Source organism: Bacteroidetes bacterium SB0662_bin_6, from assembly GCA_009839485.1.
GTDB lineage: Bacteria > Bacteroidota > Rhodothermia > Rhodothermales > VXPQ01 > VXPQ01.
This window is the reverse complement of sequence record VXPQ01000022.1, coordinates 1-17,187: the sequence shown is the minus strand read 5'-3', so window position 1 is coordinate 17,187 and position 17,187 is coordinate 1. Positions and strand designations below refer to the sequence as shown.

Below are 17,187 nucleotides of genomic sequence, written 5' to 3'. Positions count from 1 at the left end.
CGTTCGGCAGGTGGTTCGCGCCGAAGCGCACCGTGTGCCGGCCAGCGGCCTGCGGTCCGTCAAGAAGCACGTCAACCTCACGGCCAAGCATGTCGTACACGACAAGGCTTACATCGCCCGCCTGCGGGAGCGCGTAGTCAATGGTCGTCTGCGGGTTGAACGGATTCGGATAGTTCTGCGAAAGTTCTACCTCGGTCGGCAGTTCTGCATCCTCAGCGCTTACACCTGAGACAACTGTGAACGTCGTTGTAGCCGAGATCATATTGCCGTCACGGTCTATTCCCCATACCGTTACCATCGCAGAATTAGCAGCGGTAGGTGTAACCGTCAATATGGCCGTTATCGGGTCCAACTGGATACGCATGGCCGATGTGACCACGTTATTCTCCACGCTCTGGCTCTCATAGAGATGATCGGCCACAACGTCTTCTATCCGAATCTTGTGCAGCAAACCACCAGGAAGCGGATCGTTCGAAGCAGCATCGGGATCTATGAACAGCGGCACTGCCTTCACGATGTTTCTCAGATCCACTTTCAGTGCCTCGGCGCCCGTATTCATGGAGAACCCGACGCCAAGAAAAGGCTCTACCAAGGGGTTCACCATCGGCTTTGTACCTTTCTTGACCTGTACAGTGAACGATGTCGTTCTGCTCTCGCCAAGATCGTTCGTGGCCGTAACCATGACCGTAGCGGTCTTGGAGCCTGTGTCTACCCTCCACACCGGGACAAGCGTTATCACAGAACCGTTCACAGTTGCTGTCACAAACGCACTGTCACCTTTGGACGTAGACACTTCGTATGTCAGGCCCAGTCCCGTAGGATCTTTGAATGCAGCCTGCGCCCCGTCCGTTCGGCCATCCACATCTGCCAAGTCAACAGTTTTGGCGTCACCATCGGCAACCAAGGCGTTGTTCCCTGACAAGTTGGGGATCCTTGTGTCAAGATCGGGTGACGTTCTGGACAAGATCGTTACCGTGAACTCCTGCGTAGCAGACTTGGCATCGGGATACAGACCGGTATCAGCAAGTGCCGGGGGGTCATTCGGCAGTGCATCCTCACACTTCGGTGCTACATACTCAATAGCGGTAGTTAGCGGATCCTCGGGAGTTCCGGCAACATAGATATAACCGGTCCGGCAACGGAAGCCCTTGTCTGTGGCTGTTACCTTGAACTTGGCTGAGCCAGGCGCACGAGGACGAATGTCCAATTTGGCGGTACCGGCACCAATAGTAGTTGGAATGGCAGCACCAGAGTCGTCCACTAATTTGCCTCCAAGAGTAACCGTCGCGACCATGTACGGAGTAACCCAGGCAAAACTATCACCAGGCTCGGGATTCCGGGGCACCGGCTCAGCATCTCTATCGCTGATGCTGATTGTGTAGGTCAATGCTCCTGCATCTGGAGCCGTCCTGACACCACCAGCACCGTCGCCAAAGTGAAGATCAGTGAAGAACATTCCCGCTGCTGATAAGTCAATCTCGGTGTTCCGCTGGTCATCCTCCCGCAGAACCCTGTCACCAATCTTGTTTGTGACATATGGATTTTGTGGGCTGCCTACTGTTACGGTAACTTGCCTTCTGGCGTATTCGTTGCCATCGCGTGCAAATACCCACACGTTGGTCATGTCACCTGCACGGGCCTTGTTCGTAAGCGCAATCGTAAGTTTGTTGCCACTTGTCGTTGCGCTCACAATGGCTTCGCTGCGCTGACCACTGGGAATGGTGCTTGTCCTTGTCACCACACCAACTGGATCAGCCTTGGGGTCGTAGGTAAGAACGGGATCATTGGGATCGGTGAACCAATCGGTCAAGGTGTAATCCTTGGACGAGGTGTTCTTATCCGCAAGGGCGAGAAGCACTACCGGGGATTTGCCATCATCGGCGGCGGCACTACCATTGGCTACTCCATTGTAATCTGTAGCCATATTAACATTGTCCAAGCCTATAATGCGGGGCGCATTGACCGACACAATGTCAAAGGTGATGACCTTGGTCTGAAGGCCCAAAACAGCCTCATTCCAAGAGGCGGCCAAAGTGATTGTGAAACTGCCTGGTGCAATCGGCTCAACTACCAGTCGAGGGTTGCTGCCGCCGGTGCCTGTAACAGTGACCAAGGCAAGGGCCCCGACGAGAAACGAGCCATCGCTACCCTGCAAGTTATTGGGATTCGCAACAGCGTTTGCGGTCCCAATCCGGTAGTTATGCACAAACCCCTCCGTGGTGTTATCAAGAAGGGTGCGCGAAACGGATATAGGTCCGCCTTCCATACGGAGCACCTTGGGCTGTGCTATTGCAGACCCCACACCCAGGAAGCCCGCAAGCAGCAGGCAGGCCGCAAAACGGCCGGTGAAAGCGATGCCGCTTGCGGGAGACCGCAAGCCGCTTCGGGCCCGCGTCTCTGTGCGAGTGCGGTTGATCGCATTGAATTTCTGAAGCAAGAACGTCATGGCTTATGCTCGATGTTGGTTAAAATGACGTATCACCCTCACAGAGGATGATCATTTTGTTATGGGTGGGTGTATCCAGGCAGGCGTACGCGCCCGGTGTGTTCCGATAAGGGCACTTGACCTTGGAGAAGCGCGATCAAAACAAAAAACCCCACTCCGAACGACCGGGGTGGGGCTTACATCGTGAGATGCCGAAAATGCAGGGTTATATCCCTATAAAGTCGGCGGCGGAGTTGCTGAGTTTGTCTCTCTGGTGAATGTAGCGCAGGGTAGTGTTGATACTCTTGTGCCGCGCGTGGATCTGCACCTGATGGAGTGTTGCGCCCGCTTCCAGCGCAAGCGTACATCCCGTATGCCTTAGGGTATGGATGGAAATTCCCGGTGGCAATCCAGCCCGCCTCGCTGCCCTCCAAATGACATAGTTGATCTGCCGCGCACTCAAGCGAGCACCCAACGTCGGGCCTGCCATTGCCCTCCATAGCGGCCCGGATTCGATGCCGTAGTATGCTCGCATATCCTGTATTGTATCCACTACATGAACAGGTATCTTAACGAATTGATTAACGCCGCCTTTCGTGTCGGGGAGGTCGAGCACCCAATGTCCGTGTAGTCTTCGGATGTGCTCTACGTCCATAGCGCTAATTTCGGAACGTCGGAGCAGGCAGTTAAGCAGCGTAAGGACAATGGCATGATTGCGCTTTTCTGTATTGCACCGGTTCGGTCCCGTGAACGTTGCATCGAGCAGGCGTTGGGCTTCTTCTTTCGACAGAGCGAATATCTTGCGCTGCGCTCTATTCTCTCGCCTTCGCTTTCGGATAAGGTGCTTGTTCGCCGGATTTTTACGCACAATGTCCAAGGCGCAAAGCCAGTCGAAAAAGAGGGATGCAGTGGTCACCAGGCCTTCGACGGTAGACGGTGCAAAAACTTTTTCCGCCTCTTCGATTTTTTTGTTGACGTAATCGGTGGTGATCGCTCTGGCTTCCTGGATGTTTACCACTCCCTTCCCGAAGAATAGCCTCAGGAAATAGCGATAAATGCGAATCGTGTTGGGGCGTTCGTATTTCGCGAGAAATTTCTCGATCAGGTTGGTATCGGTGCTGATACGGGCGGCGTGCCCGTTTGGGGTGATCATAGTTCATTCCGTCATGGGTCGACCCAGTCCCGTCTATTAATTATATGCAGCCTATCGTGTGTATTCCATGTTTGTTTAGAGTTAATCAGTGTTTATTTAATGTGTATTTAGTTGCATTTCTAATGAAGTGTCACGCTCCGAACAACGTACATGCCATATTGGACAGCGAACGACTGCGAAGTGCTTTGGCAACTTTCGTATAACGGAGAGGGGTGAATCGCGAATGAACTGATTGACGGCGGTATCCCTTGTCAAGGAACGATTCAAAGGACGGAACAAGCATTCCTCCACTCCACAAACGCACAAGGCCCCCGCCGCCTTTCGGCAACGGGGGCCTTGCTGAGCATAAGCCGAGAGGGGTTAACTCTCTCTTGTCGCTTATTTGACAAGAACCATTGTGCGCGTAATCGTCTTGTCGCCAGCGATCAGGCGGTACACGTAGGTGCCGTTCGGCAGGTGGTTCGCGCCGAAGCGCACCGTGTGCCGGCCAGCGGCCTGCGGTCCGTCAAGAAGCACGTCAACCTCACGGCCAAGCATGTCGTACACGACGAGGCTTACGTCGCCCGCCTGTGGCAGGGCGTAGTCGATGGTCGTCTGCGGATTGAACGGGTTCGGATAGTTCTGCGAAAGCTCGACTTCCGTCGGAAGCTCCGCGCCTTCCGCGCCGGTCGTAACACCCTGGCATGGATCACTCATATCCACGCCATCGCAAGACACCACCGTGATAGTCGTCGTCGCCGAAGCCTTATAGCCCTCACGGTCTGTTGCTGAAACCATCACGGTCGCCGAGTTGGCGGCAGTGGGCGTAACCGTCAGCGTAGCCGCAACAGGGTCCAACACGAGACGCATGGCCGACGTGTACACATCGTTCTCCCTGCTGATGCCCGCGTAGACATGCTCGGCTACCACATCATCTATGCCCATGCTGAACAACAGCCCGCCCGGAAGCGCATCGCCTTCCGCCACGTTCGGATCGATGAAGAGCGGCACATAATCCACTGCCCTCTCTGCCCCCGTGAGATTCCGAAGATGCACCACTAGTGGAGCAGCGCCCGTCCTCAACGAGAAGCCGGCAGCAAGAGCGGCTTGTACAGCCGGGTGCTGGTTCACAATCGGCTCCCTGGCCGTCTCGACTGTCAGATCGAAGTACGCGGGGAAACTGGTCTCGTCACGGGTGTTCGTGGCCGTGACTTTAACGCGGGTGGTTTCGGTGTCAGCCCGCCAGACCGGGGTAATCGTCACGACACTGCCGTCCGCCGTTATCGTGGCGATCGCGTCCTTCGGCTCCAATGTATACGTCAGTCCCCCATTCGTGGGGTCCGAAAATGCTTTCAGCTCGCCATCCGCATCGCCGTTCAGATCTTCCAGATCGAAGGTGAGAACATCCCCGTCCGCCACTACTGTCCGGGCCCCAATGGGGGTATCCGGCATCGGCGAGGTCCTGGTCACAACCGCCAGGATGAAGACATCCTTAACGGACTTGGCGTCAGAGTATAACCCGGTGCTGTCCGCCTCAGTGCGATTACCGCTATCCTCTATACACCTGTCGACATCCGGCTCACCCCCCGTGGGACCACCAAACCTGGAGAACGTGTCCTCTGCATAAAAGGTGAAACCACTCCGGCACCGCCTCCCCCTGTCCGTGGCCGTCACCGTGAACGTGGTCGAACCCGGCGCACGCGGGCGAATCGTTACGGTAGCTCCGGAATGCCCGACGCCGCCGCCCGTCACATCCGTTAGCACAACCTTCGCGGTCATGTACGAAGTCACCCAGCTGAACTCGTTATCCGTCCCTACCATGGCCGCATCACTATCATCGATGCTGACGGCGTAGGTCAATGCCGTTGCATCCGCATTGCCGGGATCCCTGACGTTTATGTCTGTAAAATTTTCAGGATCGTCAAAGGCCTCAGTCAGATCAATCACTGTATCCGCGCCGGCATTCTCGCGCAGGACCACGTCTGCAAGCGGTGAATCGACATACGGATTGATTGCCGCGCCTATCGTCACCTGAATTCTCTTTCTGGCGTATTCGCCGCTGCCGTCACGCGCAAACACCCACACGTCGGTTGCATCGCCCATCCGGGCCTGGCTTGTAAGCACAACCGTCAGGTCATTGTCGGATATCGTCGCACGTATGATAGATTCTCCATCAGATCCATCGGGCTCTCCTCTACCCACCGTATCCGCCTCGGCCGTGTAGGTAATGAACACTTCGTTCGGATCGGTGAACCAGGAAGTCAGGGGGTACTCTTCGGATGGATTATCCCTCGGCATCAGTTCGAGGTCCTCCATATCCACCTGCACGCCCGCATTGTACGCATTGGCGGCGCCCCCGATATCCCTAAGCATGGGCGCATTGGCCGACACGATTTCGAACTCGTGGGTCGTGCCAGGATTTCCGATGCCTATAGGAGCCGTAGCATCTCCAGCAACAGTGATCTTGAAAGCGCCCGGCGCAATCGGAGTGACCGTCAAGGCGCCGCTGACAACGTTGACCAGAGCATGTCCTCCGACCAAAAACGAAGTCGTCGGCGTCCCCCCTTGATCCGTAGGATCAATCACGGCGTCCGCCGTCCCGATCCGGAAGCTACGCACCTGCTCCTGCCCGCTAACAGCAGGAACTGTTATAGCCCCGCCTCCCATGCGGAGCACGTTGATCTGTGCCGTCACGGAGCTCACACTCAGGAATCCCGCAAGCAACAAGCACACTGCAAAACACCCGGCGAATGCAATGCCGCTTGCGGAAAACCGCAAGGCGTTCCGGGTCCGTGTCCCGGCGCGAGTGTGGTCGATTGCATTAAGTCTCCGAAGCAAGAAAGCCATGACTTATGCTCAATGTTGGTTAAAATGACACGCCACCCCTCGCAGAGAAGGGTTTTTATGGGCGGGGGTGGTGTCAAGGCAGGCGTACGACCTTGTATGTACCCGTAAACAGATACGTTCAGGCAATAGTGGCGAGTATGCTACCATACCAAAGCCTTGTTCTCAAGAATATCAAAAAGGGCTACTCCGGCTTCCATCTCGTAAAATACCCGCCGCAAGACACAAGGCCCCCGCCGCCTTTCGGCAACGGGGGCCTTGCTGAGCATAAGCCGAGAGGGGTTAACTCTCTCTTGTCGCTTATTTGACAAGAACCATTGTGCGCGTAATCGTCTTGTCGCCAGCGATCAGGCGGTACACGTAGGTGCCGTTCGGCAGGTGGTTCGCGCCGAAGCGCACCGTGTGCCGGCCAGCGGCCTGCGGACCGTCAAGCAGCACATCCACTTCGCGCCCGAGCATGTCGTATACGATCAGGCTCACGTTGCCTGCCTGCGGCAGCGCGTAGTCAATGGTCGTCTGCGGGTTGAACGGGTTCGGATAGTTCTGCGAAAGCTCGACTTCCGTCGGAAGCTCCTCGTCTTCCGCGCTCACGCCCGATACCACCGTGATGGTCGTCGTGGCCTTAGTCATAAGACGTTCACGGTCGATGGCCCAGACCGTCACGGTCGCCGAGTTGGCGCCGGTAGGTGTAATCGTCAGCGTGGGATTGGGCGCGGCCGGGTTCAGCACCAAGCGCATGGCCGATGTGGTCACATCATTCTCCTTGCTCTGGTTCTCGTAGACATGATCGGCTACCACATCCGACACCTGCATCTTGAGCAAAAGGCCGCCCGGAAGCCCACCGCTCCCATCATGATTCGGATCGATGAATAGAGGGATGGCCATCTTCGGATCCTCAGCATTGTTGAGGTTCATCAGCTGCAGCACCAGCGGCTTGCCGCCCGTATTCAGTGAGAAGCCCTGAGCCAGAATACCTTGTATAGCAGGAAGCTGATTCACCACTGGCTTCGTGGCCGTCTGGACCTTCAAGCTGAACTTCGAAGGGACACTGTCCTCGTTAAGGTTGTTCGTGGCTATGACCGTAACGTCAACAGTCGCGTCGCCTGAACGCCAGATCGGTGTAAGCGTCACCATAGAACCGTCGACGCTTATATTGACCACATCCTTCTCGTCCTTCTGCGCCGCCGTCACCTTGTATGTCAAACCTTCCTTCGTGGGATCCGCGAACGCCTTCGGAGCATTATCCTTCGCGCCGTTCAGGTCTTCCAGATCGAACGTTACCGCATCGCCATCGGCCACCAACGCATCGTTGGTCGGATCCTTGTCATCAGTGGTCGGATCGGCGAGCCGGTCAGGGATGGCAGCATCCGGCATCGGCGAGGTCTTGGTCACGATCGTCACGGTGAACTTATGCTTTACGGACTTGGCGTCAGGGAATGTCCCGGTGCTGTCGGCAGCGACAAAACCGGGTTCGCCTTGAGTGCCACTCTCAGCCCTTTTGCACCTGTCCACAGTAACGTCAGGGGTGAAGCCCCCATCATTTGCCAGAGTTAAAGTATAACCAGTCTTGCACACCAACCCCTTATCCGTGCCCGTTACCTCGAACGTGGCCGACCCTGGATTACGGGGATTGACCTCCAACATGTTGGTCGCAGCATCAAACTCGGCGGTCATGTACGGCGTAACCCAAGTACCGGACACCCCTTCGTCTCCAGTCTTTTCCGGGACGGCTGCTGCATCCTTATCGCTTATGCTGACCGAGTAGGACAATGCGCCTACAGCACAACCGTTTGCCAAGGGATCAGCGCAAATAGCAGCATTGTTAAATCTGGTAGCATCATCCACATCAGGATCCATGAAACCCGTTGTCAGATCATACGAGGTGTTCTCCTGATCATCCTCGCGCAGCACGTCGCCCCCAAGTCCATTCATGACATACGGCAGGGTTGGCTCCCCTATGGTCACCCGAATCTGCTTCCTGGCGTATTCGCTGCCGTCGCGCCCGAACACCCAGATGTCGGTCTGGTCGTCCTCCTTCGCATCTTTCGTAAGCGCAACCGTCAACTTGGTGCCAGCTGGTGTCGCACTCACGATGGCGACACCGTCTTTTGTGACCTTGTCTCTTCGCGGGTGTGTCGCCGGATCCGCCGCATCGTAATCGGCATTATCGGCTTTAGCCACCATATCCACACTGGTATCGTAGGTAAGGAACACATCGTTCGGATCGTCGAACCACTCAAGCAGGTCGTACGTTTTCGATGTGGCGTCCCTCGATATCAGTTCGAGTTCCTCCATATCAGCATTTGCGCCATTATTGTACGCTTGCCCGGTGCCAACGCCCTTAAGCGTGGGCGCATGGCCCGACACGATTTCGAAAGTGTGGGGTGTGCCTACGTTGCCCGTGCCAATGTCAGCCGTGGCACTTGGAGCCACAGCAATCTTGAAGGAACCTACCGCAATCGGAGTGACTGCCAGAGAGTCGTTGCTGCCGTCGTCTTCCCAAGTAACCAAGGCAAGGCCTCCGATGAGAAACGTATTCGTCACGGTCCCGCCTTGTCCGGTAGGATTAGTACCCGCCGCAGTCAGCGTCTCGTCGTCAAAATCTCCATCCCCATCGGTATCGATCAGGTAGTGATGCACCTGATTATCGCCGATGGCAACCTTTAGCTCCCCGCCTCCCATACGGAGCACCTTGGGCTGTGCCATTGCTGACCCCACACCCAGGAAGCCCGCAAGCAACAGGCAGGCCGCGAAACGGCCGGTGAAAGCGATGCCGCTTGCGGGAGACCGCAAGCCGCTTCGGGCCCGCGTCTCTGTGCGAGTGCGGTTGATCGCATTGAATTTCTGAAGCAAGAACGTCATGGCTTATGCTCAATGTTGGTTAAAATGACGCGCCACTCTCACAGAGAATGGTCATTTTGTTATGGGTGGGTGTGTCCAGGCAGGTGTACGCGCTCAGTGGTACCCGTAAGGGCACATACCGGCAATGTACGGTATTGCACTCATACTTGTCAAGTATAGGCAATGCTTTTTCCAGTGTCAAGTGGAAAGTTCGCTGTCTAAACAAACAGAGTCAACCCCTGTTCCATATTTTTTTTCAACCGGGGTCATATATACAGGGTTCTGGCTCTCCCCCACTCCTTCATTTCGCCAGAACCATCGTCTGCGTATACCGCTCCCCGGCGGTTTCGAGCCGGTATACATACGTTCCACTGGGGTGTTCCCCCGCGCTGAAACGTATCTGGTGACGGCCTGCAGGGCGCAAACCATCCACCAGGCGGGCTACTTCCCTGCCCAGCAGATCGTACACGACCAGGCGAACCATCCCGGTTCGAGGCAACATATACTCGATAGTCGTCTCCGGGTTGAAGGGATTCGGATAATTCCTTGAAAGTTTCACAGAAGCGGGCAACTCTTCCTGCTCCGCCGCCGTGTAGACCGCCCCGTACGGCAGGGACGGAAGCGAAGGCGTTTCAAAACCGGGATCTTCACTCGTTATATATATAACCGTTTCATAGGGAGGCACCGTCACCTCGAACGCGCCTGTATAGGCCGCCGATGTATCCGCAAAAATGTCGTAATACGGGATGGACCCGGGATTCGACATCGTAACGTGCGGGCTCGGGTCTACCGTCAGGGTGCGCGAAACGGACGAAAAGTTGATCAGAACGACCGCATTCTCGTCCGGATACGGACGCGCATAGGCATACACGCCGCGCGTCGTCAGCGTATGGAGTTGCTGGGAGCCGAAGGCCGGGAACCGGGCGCGGGCATGCGCCAGACGCTGGTAATGGCGGGCGAATTCGCCGTTGCGGGGCGTGTTCCAGTTCACCGGCGCGCGCCTCGGGTCCGCCCCGGCATGGAAAGCCACCTCCTGTCCCTGGTACACCATCGGCACGCCGGTGGTCGTGAGCAGGAACCCTGCGAGCGGGAACAGGCGGTCGGGGCTGGAAGCATACAGCGAAGCGATGCGCTGTTCGTCGTGGTTCTCCAGAAAACGGAAGTAGCGGGCGTTCGGGCCGGGGTAAAAGTCGTTGTTGTGCGCATACCGGTCGTACGTGGCGAGGCGTCCGTATGCGCCGCGTATGGCGTTATGGTAAAACGGCCAGTCGTAACCCGCGTCGACGCCCCCCTCGAAACGGGCGCCGTGCAGGGCATCGGCGTAGTAGACCTCCGTGCCGCCGCCCGTCCCCACGATCTCGCCGAGCAGCCAGGCGTCCGGCTTCAGGCGTTTCATGAGCGTGCGGATGGGCCGCCCGAAGCGATCCGGCCCGTAGCGCCGCCACGGCCCCCAGTACACGTCCAGCCGCCAGCCGTCGATATCGAATTCGTTCACCCAGAACGCCAGCACATCGAGCATCTCGGCTTGCAGGTCGTCGTGGTTCCAGTCGAGGTTCGCCAGATCCCCGAATCCCTGGTATTTGTAATAATCGGCGCCGGCCTGCCGGACTTCGGGAAGATTCGCGCCCCGGTTGTCGCGCCCGAGGTTGTGCGGGCTGGGCTCCGTCTGCAGGTAGGCCCCGTACGGACCGCCGTTGCGCAGGCTGGCGACCCACGGGTGCGCCGGGGATACATGGCTGGGCGTAATGTCGAGGATGATGCGAATGCCGAGTGCGTGCGCCCGCGCTACGAGAGCCTTGAAATCCGCGTTCGTGCCCAGGCGGGGATCGACCTTGTAGAAATCAATGATGTTGTAGCCGCCGGAAACCTGATTCATGATCTGGTTATGCATGATCGGCATGAACCAGATGGTGTTGAAACCCATCTGTGCGATGTAGTCCAGTTCGCCGGTGATGTCGCGGAGGCGGCGGCCCGGGTTCGCGGGGGTCCCGGTAGCTTCCGGCCCGAAACTGAAGGGGAAAATTTCGTAGACCACCGCGTTGTGGACCCAGGAGGCGGTCTCCTCGTAGCGCATTTCCCGCGCCGTGCCGTCCTCCTCGATGACGACGGCGATGCGGCGGCGCTCTTTTTCGCCGTTGGAGTGGGTAATATCGAAATTCACGTACACCTCTCCGGGGCCGGCGACAACGCCGACGAAACCGCCGTCCGGGCCTTTAGCACCCCCCGTTACCTCCGTGGTGTTGAACGGGTCGATGAAATCGTCGGGAAGCACCACTTCCAGGGTCACACCGGTGGGATCCGCGGAAGGAATCGGGGTTAAGTAAATATTGAACTGGTTTCCGGAGCCTGTTACGGAAAAATCGAAATACTCGCGGTCCAGCGGGTGCAGGCGGCGCTCGATCACGATCGGATCGGAAACGAGCGGGCGCGGGACGGCGCCCCCGTCGGGATCGAGGCGGAGCTGGAACTCGTTGTCGCCCAGTTCGAGCGGCGCCGTGACGCGCGCTTCTCCATCGGTTACGGGGACTGTGCCCATTTCTTCGCCGTTGCGCAGGAGCGTGGCCTGCGTGATGTCGGGGTCTACGGCCCCGTCGAGGCCCGTGACATGGGCGCGCAGGGAAACTTCCTCGCCGACCGTGGAAAAGGATGGGCCCACCCACTCGACCGGAGCGAGGACACGGCCTATCTCGGCTTCGACGCTGCGCCCCGCCTGATCGGTGGCTGCCACGCGAAACTGCGCGCCGGGAGGAATGCGCCGGGCGGTTTTGACCCGGAAAACCCCCGTATCGGCGTCGTAGTGATCCAGGCCGTCGGTATATTCGACCCCGTTGATATGATAGACGACGGAAACGAACGGCTGCGTGGAGAACAGTCCGGCGGAGAAGGCGCCGTTGTCGATCTCCTGGGCGGGCTGGAAGATCATGGGGTCCGTGACGGTGAGCACCGAATTGTCGTTGTCCGCGGGATTGGACCGGGGGTTCAGCGGATCGGTGAGCCAGGAGCAATCGGTGCCCGCGATATTCAGGTGCACCTGCACCTTGTACTGGTAGGTGCTGCCTATTTCGAGGGAGATGGTGTAAAGCCAGTAGCGCTCGAACCGCACGAACGACATGGCCGAGGCGTGGTCTTCCCGGATGCAGGAAGGAGTATCCGCCTGGTACGGGGTACCCCATCCGTTGAATGCGCCGGGCAGAAAGGCCCGCTCCGCAATAACCTGTTCGGGGATGTAGCGGAAGGTGACGGGAAGGGTTTGGGCGGCGGTGGAATGCGACAGGAGGCCCGCCCACAAGAGGGCAAGCGCTATGGAGCACAGGCTGAACAGGCAAAGCGGGCAGCCCGCCCGGGAAAAGGGATGGCGCGTATCGGAATTACCGCACACGGTCCGGGAGCGGGCTGCTGCGCCCTTCGGGAAAATCGTAGGCATGATTCATGAAGTCGATACCCGGCAGCACTTCGTTGCCTGCGTTGAAGAACAATGCGTTAACCGTGAAAACATCGTCGAGGTTCATAAGATCATGTTTATTCCGTGCAACGTAGCAAAGGCATTCGCGTATTTTTCGTTGTCCCGATTCATCTCTACCCTGATTGCATTGGCCCACCGACTGGCGCGTGAGAAAATTCGCAAGTTCTCGGGCTTCGAGGTTGCTCTCGGTGCGACGCCCATTCTGCCCGACAAGGATTATATCGTGGAAGACCGCGGCATTACCGGAGATGCGCCCAAGGATTTCATACGCATACGCCCTTCGGGAACAGCCGGACAAGATGCACCGAGTGACACATGGCCCGCATACATCGCCAAGTTGGGGCACAAGTACTATCCCGGCGAATCCGTCACGGAGCACTTGCTTACGAGGATCGGACAGTTGCTGGGCCTGAACATGGCGGAGTCGTCTCTCGTGGAAGCGGATGAAAAAATCCGTTTTCTGAGCCGGTATTTCCTCAGCGATGAACAAATTCTGGTTCACGGGGCAGATATATTCGACAAACATCTGGCCAAACAAGAAAATCGCACAAACGCAATCGAGCTTTACGATGGAAACTGGGAAGAGGCTACATTCCAGTTTGCATGCGAAGCAATTCGATCAGTGTATCCCGGTCAGGCAAACGACATCCTGAGGGCATACGTCCGGATGCTCGCCTTCGACGCCATCGTCGGCAACAACGACCGGCACCATTACAATTGGGGCGTTGTGATTCATAAGAATGATCAGCATGAACCGTATTTTTCCCCGGTGTACGACAGTGCCCGGGCGCTTTTCTGGAATCATGCAGAAACAAAACTGCAAACCATTGAACAGGATACGAACCCGAAACGGCTGCCGGATTTCTTGAACCGGTATGTAAAAAAGTCACGACCGACAGTGCGCTGGGAGGGCGAAAACGACCTTGATCATTTTGCCCTGATTCGCAACATTCGCCAAGACTATCCCGATCTCGTTCCGGCGCTGGTGAATCTTTGCCCTCCTCAATTCGTACAATTGGTCCAGGATATTCTTGGCAACGAATTTCACCTGCTCATGAGCAACTTGCGCCGGGAAATGATTATTCGCTGTCTGACAGAGCGCCTGAATCTGGTATTCCCTGTCCTGCAAACCCGGGATGCCTCATGATGAAAATTCTGAAAACGGTATGGCCCCGTGCAAGCGGACGCCGGCACTTGCACAGGCAAGCCAGCTTCCTGTTGAAAGATCGAGATCTTGATATAGGGCATCTGTGGCTACACAATGGAACATGGCATTTCGAATACTCCGACGATTATCGCCGCCGAGCCGATGTTCGTCCGGTTGGAAGCTTCCCGCAGCTTGAGGAACACTACGAATCCAAGGCGCTTTGGCCGTTTTTCGTAGCGCGCATTCCAGGCATGGGGCAGCCCAGGGTTCAGCGATTGATCCGCGATGAGAACCTCCGGGAGGAAAACGAAATCCAACTCATGCTCCTAAAGCGTTTCGGCGAACGGGCGATCGTCAACCCGTATATACTGGTTCCGCAGGATTAGGCCTATTTCCCTGGTGCGGACAGCTTCCTCTGACACGAAAAGACCGCACTCCGAAATCACCGCACCCGATTTGGAAACGGGCTGCTGCGCCCTTCGGGAAAATCGTAGGCATGATTCATGAAGTCGATACCCGGCAGCACTTCGTTGCCTGCGTTGAAATCGAAAAAGGTTGCGTTCTCCCAGTGCGACCCCTTGCCCCAGGGCGTGGAACAGGACGTAGATATCCAGGCAGGCTCCCAGTACACCATGCCGATTCCACCGCCATCGAACACCGCCTGCGTCATATCTATAAGATACGCCTTCTGCCCTTCGGGCGTGGCAGGATAGCCGGGTTCCACGCCCTCCCCATCCATGATGTTGTTCGCAGAGTCGGCGCCGGCCAGCGTCCAGGGATAAGCCGCCTCGACCACCAGCAGATCGCGGGGCGCAAAGGAGGAAACGAGCGCTTCGATGCGGCCTGACAATTCCGCCAGCGGGACGGAGGACCATCGGCCGTAATAGGAAATACCCATCAGGTCGTAGTCCTCCACACCTGCCCGGGCGGCTTCGGCGAACCAGCTCATGGCGTGCTCGGGCTGCGCCACATGCAGCATGACGTCGATACGGGTTTCGCGCTCCTTCGCCACGTCGCGCACCGCCCGGATGCCGCCCTTCAGGAGTTTGCCCAACTGCGCCCAATCGTCGCGGCTGCCGTGGGGCAGGAGAAATCCGGGGTTGATTTCGTTGCCGATCTGCACCATTTCCGGGAGCAGGTCTTCTTCTGCGAGGCGGTCCAGCACGCGCCGGGTATAAGCATAGACCGAATCCCGCAGCCCGTCTACGGTCAATCCCTCCCAGGCGGCGGGCGGTACTTGCTTGCTCGGGTCGGCCCAGTGATCGGAATAATGGAAATCCAGCAGAATCTGCATGCCGGCGTCTTTGGCGCGGCGAATCGTGCGCTGCACGTCGGGAAACGCGCTGTACTGGTTCGGAGGCGTATGCCACAAACGAACGCGCATGAGATTGGCGCCCCGCTCGGCGAAAAGGACAAAGGGATCTACCAACTGCCCGTTTTCGCGGTACACTCCGCCGCAGTCTTCCATCTCGTTGATGTAGGAGAGATCGGCGCCCAGAAACACCGGGGCGGCGGCGGGATTCCCCTGGCCCTGCGCGTCCGGGGGCATCAGGGCGCAGACTGCAAGCAAAACGCACAGCGCCGGAAGCAACCAGGCTTTTCTGGCAAACGAGGGCATGGCGAAACACGCAGGAAGGCCCAAAAAATCGAAACGCGGATGATGTGGAGGCCGCCTTCCGGCAACTTGTCCGCACCACCCGCGCTCGAATCACATCTGTGAGATGTGCGCGTGCATCTATTTAAGCAAAATCATACGACGTGTCAAGACCTGGCCGGGAGTTTCGAGGCGGTAGAGGTACGTGCCGCTCGGCAGTCCGGAAGCATCGAACCGCACCTGATGGGTTGCCGCCTGTCGGACACCGTCCACGAGAAGCGCTACCTCCCTGCCCAGCAGATCATACACGGCAAGCCGCACCTCCGCCGCTTGCGGCAACGCATACCCGATCGTCGTTTCCGGGTTGAAGGGGTTCGGGTAATTTCCTGAAAGTTCCACGGAAACGGGCAGCTCTCCATGCTCCGCGGCTGTGGGGTCGGTCGGGACCGGGCCGGTGCGCCCTTCGGGAAAATCGTAGGCATGATTTATGAAATCAATCCCCGGCAGCACTTCGTTACGTCTGTTGAAATCGAAAAAGGTTGCGTTCTCCCAGTGCGAACCCCGGCCCCAGAGCGTTCTGCAGCGCGTGGAAACCCAGCCCGGCTCCCAGTACACCACGCCGCCCCCGCCGCCGTCGAAAACCGCCTGCGTCATATCCGTAAGGTACGCTTTCTGCCCTGCGGGCGTGGGGGGATAACCGGATTCCAGGGCATCCCGGCCCAGGATGTTGTTCGCGCCGTCCGCGCCGCTTAGTGTCCAGGGATAACCCGTCTCGACCACCAGCAGGTCACGGGGCGCAAAAGAAGATACGAGCGCCTCGATGCGGCGTGACAACCCCGCCAGCGGGACGGAGGACCATTGGCTGTAGTAGGAAATGCCCATCACGTCATAATCTTCCAGACCCGCCCGGGCGGCCTCGGTGAACCAGCTCATGGCGTGTTCGGGCTGCGCCACATGCAGCATGACGTCGATGCGGGTCTCGCGCTCGGCGGCTACGTCGCGTACCGCCCGGATGCCGGCCTCCAGCAGTCTGCGCAACTGCGTCCAGCGGTCACGGCTGCCATAGGGCAACAGAAAGCCGGAGTTGATTTCGTTGCCGATCTGCACCATTTCAGGGAGCAGGTCTTCGTCCGCGAGGCGGTCCAACTCGCGACGGGTGTAGGCATAGACCGAGTCCCGTATTCCGTCTATGGTCAACCCTTTCCAGGCGGCGGGGGGCACTTGTTTGCCGGGATCGGCCCAGTGGTCGGAATAGTGGAAATCCAGCAGCACCTGCATGCCGGCGTCTTTGGCGCGGCGAATCGTGCGCTGCACGTCGGGAAACGCGCTGTACCGGCTGGGGGGTGTGTGCCACAAACGAACGCGCGCGAGATTGGCGCCCCGCTTGGCAAAAAGGGCAAAGGGGTCCACCCGCTGCCCGTTTTCGCGGTAGACCCCGCCGCAATCTTCCATCTCGTTGATGTAGGAGAGATCGACCCCCAGAAACACCGGCTCGGCGGCACCCTGGAAGCGGCTATCCGGATTGCCGCGCAGGGAATCCGGGTCGTGCCTGTTCATTCCCTGCCGGGGGGTATTGTACCGGGCCGGTTGGTCCTGATTGGGGCGGTCCTTCACATCCGGGGACGCCAGCGCACTCGCCGCAAGCAAGACGCACAGTGCCGGAAACAACCGGGCTTTTCTGGCGAATGAGGGCATGGCGACCGGTGGATGGACGAAACGGGGGCAGTGGGCGGGCCTGGCG

General features: G+C 58.0%; 8 protein-coding genes and 1 pseudogene. 2 read left to right on the top strand and 7 right to left on the bottom strand.

All coding sequences use genetic code 11. The features are described 5' to 3' along the window. The 5 genes from F4Y00_03350 to F4Y00_03330 all read right to left on the bottom strand — a co-directional run. Window positions 1–2,446: T9SS type A sorting domain-containing protein (locus F4Y00_03350; protein MYE03996.1), on the bottom strand; the 2,446-nt coding region annotated here is incomplete at its 3' end. A 205-nt stretch (window positions 2,447–2,651) separates the two neighbouring features. Beyond that, window positions 2,652–3,578 carry a tyrosine-type recombinase/integrase gene (locus F4Y00_03345; GenBank protein ID MYE03995.1) on the bottom strand — a complete coding sequence of 309 codons (927 nt, stop codon included), beginning with the start codon at window positions 3,576–3,578 and terminating at the stop codon, window positions 2,652–2,654. Between the two features lie 378 nt (window positions 3,579–3,956). Beyond that, entirely contained in the window at window positions 3,957–6,404 is a 2,448-nt protein-coding gene (locus tag F4Y00_03340; GenBank protein ID MYE03994.1) for a T9SS type A sorting domain-containing protein, read from the bottom strand. A 297-nt stretch (window positions 6,405–6,701) separates the two neighbouring features. Continuing rightward, window positions 6,702–9,263 carry a T9SS type A sorting domain-containing protein gene (locus F4Y00_03335; protein ID MYE03993.1) on the bottom strand — a complete coding sequence of 854 codons (2,562 nt, stop codon included), beginning with the start codon at window positions 9,261–9,263 and terminating at the stop codon, window positions 6,702–6,704. 280 nt (window positions 9,264–9,543) lie between these two features. Next, entirely contained in the window at window positions 9,544–12,666 is a 3,123-nt protein-coding gene (locus F4Y00_03330) for a T9SS type A sorting domain-containing protein (GenBank protein MYE03992.1), read from the bottom strand. Between F4Y00_03330 and F4Y00_03325 the strand changes: the two genes are divergently transcribed. Next, on the top strand, window positions 12,545–13,852 hold the full coding sequence (locus F4Y00_03325; GenBank protein MYE03991.1) for a hypothetical protein: 1,308 nt from the start codon (window positions 12,545–12,547) through the stop codon (window positions 13,850–13,852). The genes F4Y00_03330 and F4Y00_03325 overlap by 122 nt on opposite strands. Further along, entirely contained in the window at window positions 13,849–14,238 is a 390-nt protein-coding gene (locus tag F4Y00_03320; GenBank protein ID MYE03990.1) for a hypothetical protein, read from the top strand. The genes F4Y00_03325 and F4Y00_03320 overlap by 4 nt, the downstream gene beginning before the upstream one ends. A 56-nt stretch (window positions 14,239–14,294) precedes the next feature. Here F4Y00_03320 and F4Y00_03315 read toward each other — a convergent pair whose 3' ends face one another. After that, window positions 14,295–15,401 carry an arabinogalactan endo-1,4-beta-galactosidase gene (locus F4Y00_03315; protein MYE03989.1) on the bottom strand — a complete coding sequence of 369 codons (1,107 nt, stop codon included), beginning with the start codon at window positions 15,399–15,401 and terminating at the stop codon, window positions 14,295–14,297. Between the two features lie 459 nt (window positions 15,402–15,860). Then, window positions 15,861–16,934, bottom strand: a pseudogene (locus F4Y00_03310) (arabinogalactan endo-1,4-beta-galactosidase). Window positions 16,935–17,187 lie beyond the last annotated feature (253 nt).